Here is a 6,202-nt window from a genome sequence, read left to right on the forward strand (position 1 = left end):
GGCCTGTTATGTTTTTAACTATTATTCCTTTTATAAATGCATGTGTTTCGTATTATCTCTTTTCCATTTACATGACCAATGACTCTATCTTCATCATCCTCTTCAATAAAGTCACCCCATACTTCCGAGATGGTTTTTTCTAGACGTTCAGTATATTTAATGCTAGAAATTCCCATTTTGCCTAGTATTTCATCTAGAGTTATTCCATTGGCATGTGAACGTTGGAGTTGTTTCATTGGAATTAAAATAACATTATTATTAATTATCAATGCCCTCTCAAATTCTGAAGGCATAATGTCATCATCTTCTTCATAATCAATTGAACCATTCAAAACTAAAATTTCATCGAGGCTATTCAATAACTCTTTAATTTGGGAAAGAAAACAACGTTCACGACCAATATGCCAGATATTTAAATCTTCCTGAGGTATGAGTGCATGTAAACGAACTTGATGCGAGACTGAAAGAAAAGGTTCGGATTTTGTAATGTCTAATGCCCAGTTTTTCCAGCATTCAACTGGATAATCAGGAATTGCATCATTTCTTTCAGCTTTTTCATTGTTTGATAACGATTTACATATGCCTTGAAAACCGAATAGTTGGCCAGCTCTAGCCCCTTTGTAAGACACTACCGCAAAAAGTGATTCATACAAGTAATAGTAGTTGTCAGTGATTCTCAAACGGCCGACCACATCTCCTTGACATTTTAATGAATATAGTTTTTTATTTTCCTTCTTTTTTTGCAGCCTGGAAATTAATTCTTCATCAGGTATGTCAGTCCAATCATTTGCGGTTATTATTTTTTTTGTGATGTTGTTGTAGGTTAAGTTGATGTCAATTTCACATGCAGGGAAAATCCATTTTATAAGGTTGGAGAAATCATCAAAAATAGATTTTTGAGGCTGATTTTCTTTGTTGCCAAAGACTGTTGATGTCTGTGTTAAAATGTTAAGAATATATGGTGATTTTTCTTCTTTTGGAATTGTTAATAATTTTTGTAAAACCTCGTCTTTTACTTTGAATGAGATTCTTGTGCCGTGTTTTTTTAATTGTTCGATTTCTTTTGGACGAGAGATAAATGGTCTTTCAGTAAGCCCATTTTGGAATGTTAGTTTCCAGTGAGTGCTGTGCTCATCTGTTTTAGATTTATAGCGATTAGTTACAATATTAACTTCATTCGATAACATGAAAACCGAATAAAATCCTATTCCAAATTGCCCGATTGAACTAAAACCGGTTTGAGCCAATGTTGGGTGTTCGTATCTGACATCATCACTGCACCATAATGATTTTCCGAAATCTAGAAGTATGTCAGACAGCACATACCTACTCATTCCAAGGCCATTGTCCGTAATGCTTATAATCCAATTGTCATTTTCAATTTTTTCCAAGTTTAAGTTAATTGCACCTTCATTGTTTTCAAGGTATCCAAGTTTTCGTGCTGCTATAATTGCATCCAACCCATTTTGAATTAATTCTCTTAATCCAACATCATTGTTTTCGCCGTATAAGGCCTTGCCTCCAAGGGTTGAAATTAATCTCGGTAAGTTACTGACATGGATTGATATGTCTTCGGGTTCCCATCCTTCAGCCTTAACATATTTTGAGAAATTTACTGGAGAGTCTACGGCTAAAACTTTTCTAGCCTCAAATGGTTCCCTGCCTGCTTCGAAGAGATAATTATAAGCATCTTGGAGTTCTTTGTTTATCATTTTTGCAGTATCAAATGCCAACCACCAAGCATTTCTTTCTTCATTAGAAAATGATGATCCTGATGATATTCTTAATAAATGGTTGTCTATTAAGGTTGCCCTTCCTAGTTTATTTTGAAAATGCCAGTGTTCTTTCGATATTCCTTGAGGGGAAAGGTAGTTATACGCATATGTTGGTGCTCGGCGGGAATCTATATGTGCAGCATCAGCAGTTCGTAATATGAATGCTATTTTTAATGCATCCACTTCCCATGAGTTAACGTTAAAGAATGCAGGTGCATTTATCTTTCGTTCTAAAAAAGTCTCATATACTTTCTTAGAACTCCAATGATGGCTTTCAGCTATTTCACCAATTAATTCGCTATAGTAGTTTCTGATTTCTTCGTCAGAAATTAAGAAATAAAAGCTGTTTGAAGCTTCAGATTTCCATGCGCGTTTTATAAGATTTCTGGCTTGGTTTGCATGCAATTGGCGAACTATTTCAAATAATGCTTTTTTCTCATTGTCAGAGCCTTGTTCAGGTTCTTTATTATCAAATCTGAGCGATATTAAATCTTTCCATTCGTTTTTTTCTTTAAGAGCGTTAAACCCACCTTCATATGCAACGCTTACATGAGCTGCATCATGTAAAAGGAATGCTCCACCTAACACGTAGGCTTCCATGGGGTTTAAATATATTTTATCACCAATGATTTGATCTGATACTTCCCATAATGAATCAATATGAGATATATCATGTACAGTTAAACCTGGTAACTCAGTTTCGATATTTTTGACTAAGGCCTCAATCTTTTTCCTGAAATCAAGGAAACTATTTCTTAATTTCTCGACGCTTTCATCATCTTTGCCTAAGGTTGATTGCCAGAGTTTAGCTTTCTCAAAAGTGTAAGCCATGAAAGTTCCTTTTATATGAAGTGAATTATTTTTATAAATTACTATCGGCGTGATTTTTCTTCAATACATTCATATGGTTTGAAAGAAATATCTACTTAGTCACCTCTTGTTGTAGATCTTTGTACTGCTAACCTTACTATAAGTCGTAGCGCGCAATGCTATCCCCGCCACGCCTGCCCGCTTCATGGGTGGGTTTTAATGCAGGTGCCTGACTATCCCGAAGCCGCGCCAGCTCTGGGGCGGTCAGGTGTAAAAAATACGGGGTTTTGCATGCAAAGCCATGCACAGAAATGCAGACAAATAATCAGAAAATTGTGTTTTTTTGCGGGGATGGATGACGTTAAATTACGGAGTTAATACGGGGTTTTTAATGCGATAAAACGCCGCATTTTGCGTCAGTACAACAAAGCTAAACACGGCGATTTTTATTATTCAAGGCGCATGGTGTGGCTTACCGTTTTTTCCGGCACAGGGCGTGTGATGGGCTGCTCTTGTGCCTTCACAATGCTGTCGGATGGAACAGGTCTGCAAATAAACCGGGTTAACACATGGAACGTTTTAAACGCAAACCCGCATTCAGAATCCCTACAGATGTAATAACGTTCAATGGTTTCACTGGATGCCGGTCTTGAGGTTCTGCTGTAGCAAATCCTCTGACAGCGTGGGCATTTGAAGCCCACAGTGGATTTAGCCATTTTCACTCTCCCGCTTGGCGTTAATCGCGGTATCACTCTCGTCCGGCGATGAACACAATTGACCAGTTATTCTGGGCTTTTGTATCGAATTAACGGCCATAAACAAGCTCTCATTCGTTACAAAAGTGGCTGAACAGTAGACGTTCTGACACTGCACTATCATCTCCTTGCTGCCGTCCTCCAGGTATGCGGTTTCCCGCGTATGCCCGGCGGTGCTGCACAGCGGGCAGCGCATCATCACAGACCTCCTTTTTCTTTAAGCTGGCTCTCCTTAAGCTTGATTTCGTTAAAAGCAACGTGGCGTTTCGCTGGTGAGGCCAGTGCCTCATCCATGTATTTGCTCAGCGCAGGCGAAAGGCCGAAAACTGACAGCTCCGGTTCACTGGCCATATCAAAGGCGTATTTCGTTACTCGTGGCTCCAGGTAGGCCCGGATCTCCGCATAAACACTTTTATCAATATCGACTTCATACTCGCTGAAACGGCCATTGTGCGTCGTACGGGCTTGTTCAGCCGACAGCGCCATACGTTTTAATTTTACTGCACGCACGATGCCATCAAGGGCACTGAGTGACTGACTCAGCTCCTTGTCCGCCAGTGCGACAACCGGAAAAAACACACTGGTTCTTTCTAACATTGCGACCGAATGGGCGAGAGCCGCCCTCGATAAAACAGAGCCACCGGTAGTGATTGCTACCTCAACCAACAATCAGGCCGTGACCAATATCATTGAAGCGTTCGGTAAAGATTTTTCCACCGGCACTGGAGTAATGGCCGGGCGTTGGCTGCCTGAGCTGAAAAGCTACGGCGCTTACTTTCCGTCTTCGGGCCTTAAGGCTGATGCCGCAAAAAAATATCAGACGGATGACTTTTTCAATCGTGTTGAGTCTCTTTAATATGTTGAGGAGGCGCTGGTCTTCTATATAGAGAAAGCAAGGGCGGCGTTTCCATTGGCAGATTGCAGCTCCCCCGAACGCGTCGTGGATCTTCTGCATGAGTGTTTAACCAGGCCGTCAGCGCAGCTGAAGCTAATAGAACCAGCATGGGACAGCCTTAACCGCATCCGCCAGGAGCGGAATTCCATTAGCGAAGATCTCGACCAATATATTCAGGATAAAAATACGTCACTGCTCGGCTGCGCGAATGAAATCGTATTTTTAACCCAGGTAAAAAGCATTGGCAGCAATACCGTGCGGGTGAGCCGTTGGTATATGCGTTCTTCTCCTGGATCCCCGCCATTCGCACTAAACGGCACTATCAGATTAACAATTTCCTGGACGAAACGTTTGGCACAAGAATGATTCCGTTCCAGGGGACTGCACCGGAAGGCATCGATGCATTTATCGACGGCCTGATTGCGCAAGCAAATAAAGAGCAGGACAGATATGAGCAGCAAATCGATCTTGCGCAAGACGTTTCCCAACGCGAAAGAGAGGCTGCCCGTTGTTGGCACGACTTGACCCATTTGCTGGGGCATGCGAGTGAAGAGGAACTGAGCCTGACGGGAGCCGACGAGCTTGCCGATATGCAGATCCGCTTCCCCGCATTCCTGTTGGCGACTCATTACTGGGAAGGCGGCTGGTTAATGGATATGGCGGCGATTGACAATATATAGAAAGAAAAAGGTCTTAAAGGGGCGAAAACAATTAAGGCTCGCTGGCAACGTAGAATGAAGCTTACTCCATGCGTGGTGATGACCCGTTACATGCTGCCTCACCATATGGTCATCAGGGAACATATTGGCGGGGCTAAGAAATTTGATGATGGCTATTTATATAACTTCACTGATTTGCTGATTGTCGATGAAGCAGGGCAGGTGCTCCCCGAAGTGGCTGCAGCTTCTTTTGCACTAGCGAAGAAAGCGCTAGTGATTGGCGACGCCGAGCAGATTGCACCTATCTGGAACAGTTTACCCGCCATTGATATAGGCAATATGGTGGAGGAAAACATTCTCCCCGGTGGTACTCAGGAAGAGCTGACGGATGCCTATGCGCTAATGTGTAAGTCAGGTAAAAGCGCTGCATCGGGCAGCGTTATGAAAATGGCTCAGTTTAGCTCGCGCTATCAGTACGATCCGGACCTTGCCCGTGGGATGTACCTTTACGAACACCGTCGCTGCTTTGATAACATCATCGGCTATTGTAATGCGCTCTGCTATCACGGCAAGTTACAGCCAAAGCGGGGAACCGAAAAGGAGACGCTTCTTCCTGTAATGGGCTATCTACATATAAATGGTCTGGGTCAGCAGGCAAACAGTGGGAGTCGCTATAACGCTTTTGAAGAGGAGACGATAGCGGCCTGGCTTGCGGCGCACAAAGAACAAATAGAACGTCATTACGACAAGCCACTGCATAAAGTGGTGGGCGTCGTTACGCCATTTTCGGCGCAGGTCAGCGCTATCAAGATGGCATTGCGTAAGCAGGGTATTAACTGTAGTGGTGATGAAGATTCGCTAACGGTCGGCACAGTGCACTCTCTGCAGGAGGACGCGGAAAGGGCGATCGTTATCTTTTCCCCTGTTTATTCCAAACATGAAGATGGCGGGTTTATCGACAGCGACAGCAGTATGCTGAACGTTGCCGTCTCACGCGCCAAAGATAGCTTCCTGGACTTCGGAGATATGGATCTGTTTGAGATTCAGCCTGGCTTTTCGCCGCGAGGGTTGCTGGCAAAATACCTGTTCTCTTCTGATGGCAATGCTTTGCAGTTTGAGTTCAAGGAACGCAAAGATTTAAGCGCAACACAAACACAGATTTCAACCCTACACGGTGTGGAGCAGTGACCCTTGAATGTGAAGCAGTATATATGTAGTGCCGTATGAGTTAGGCCGAATCGTCATTTTCTATCCTTTATATAGAAGAAGAGATTCCTTTCGGGGTCTTGAGTGGAAATATCGACACGA

General features: G+C 43.0%; 4 protein-coding genes and 1 pseudogene. 1 reads left to right on the forward strand and 4 read right to left on the reverse strand.

Annotated features, from left to right (window positions below):
- Positions 1-14: 14 nt before the first annotated feature.
- From M979_RS20390 to M979_RS20400, 4 genes are all read right to left on the reverse strand, one after another.
- Positions 15-2,606, reverse strand: coding sequence for an HD domain-containing protein (locus M979_RS20390; RefSeq protein ID WP_064556186.1), 2,592 nt, complete (start codon positions 2,604-2,606; stop codon positions 15-17).
- Positions 2,607-3,034: 428 nt separating this feature from the next.
- A complete protein-coding gene (locus M979_RS24085; RefSeq protein WP_074388689.1) occupies positions 3,035-3,301 on the reverse strand; it encodes an ogr/Delta-like zinc finger family protein in 267 nt (88 codons plus the stop codon).
- Positions 3,294-3,539 (reverse strand): ogr/Delta-like zinc finger family protein, encoded by a 246-nt coding sequence (locus M979_RS20395; RefSeq protein WP_064556187.1) that lies wholly within the window; start codon positions 3,537-3,539, stop codon positions 3,294-3,296. Before M979_RS20395 ends, M979_RS24085 begins: the two co-directional genes overlap by 8 nt.
- A complete protein-coding gene (locus M979_RS20400; RefSeq protein ID WP_167350288.1) occupies positions 3,539-4,006 on the reverse strand; it encodes a hypothetical protein in 468 nt (155 codons plus the stop codon). The genes M979_RS20395 and M979_RS20400 overlap by 1 nt, the downstream gene beginning before the upstream one ends.
- Here M979_RS20400 and M979_RS23425 point away from each other — a divergent pair.
- A pseudogene (locus M979_RS23425) lies at positions 3,906-6,079 on the forward strand (DEAD/DEAH box helicase); the annotation flags it as partial. The gene M979_RS20400 and the pseudogene M979_RS23425 overlap by 101 nt on opposite strands.
- Between the last annotated feature and the right edge of the window lie 123 nt (positions 6,080-6,202).

The organism is Buttiauxella noackiae ATCC 51607 (assembly GCF_001654865.1).
GTDB lineage: Bacteria > Pseudomonadota > Gammaproteobacteria > Enterobacterales > Enterobacteriaceae > Buttiauxella > Buttiauxella noackiae.

Coding starts and splice junctions, on each gene's coding strand:
- M979_RS20390 (WP_064556186.1), bottom strand. CDS start 2,606: ATGGCTTACACTTTTGAGAAAGCTAAACTCTGGCAATCAACCTTAGGC.
- M979_RS24085 (WP_074388689.1), bottom strand. CDS start 3,301: ATGGCTAAATCCACTGTGGGCTTCAAATGCCCACGCTGTCAGAGGATT.
- M979_RS20395 (WP_064556187.1), bottom strand. CDS start 3,539: ATGATGCGCTGCCCGCTGTGCAGCACCGCCGGGCATACGCGGGAAACC.